The following is a 249-nucleotide window of genomic DNA, read 5'->3' on the forward strand; positions in this document are numbered from 1 at the left end:
ACCGTCGCGGACCTTGACCATGATCGCGTCGATGAAGATCGCGGCGTAGACCTTCTCCAGGGGTCTGGCCCACCAGGACTGCATCTCCTCGATCACCCGGTCGGTGATCCGCGAGATCACGTCCTTGGACACCGACGCGCCGTACACCTCGGCCAGGTGCGCGGAGATCTCCCCGGTGGTCAGACCCTTGGCGTACAGGGACAGGACTAGCTCGTCCAGGTCGGACAGGCGCCGCTGCCGCTTCTTGAC

General features: G+C 65.1%; 1 protein-coding gene. It reads right to left on the bottom strand.

The genetic code is table 11. The annotated features are described in order from the left end of the window. Window positions 1-249, bottom strand: a 249-nt coding sequence (locus tag GGG17_RS08675; protein WP_195849178.1) for a transposase, incomplete at both ends; no start/stop codon positions are given.

Origin of the sequence: Arsenicicoccus cauae, from assembly GCF_009707125.1 — a bacterium.
Taxonomy (GTDB): domain Bacteria; phylum Actinomycetota; class Actinomycetes; order Actinomycetales; family Dermatophilaceae; genus Arsenicicoccus; species Arsenicicoccus cauae.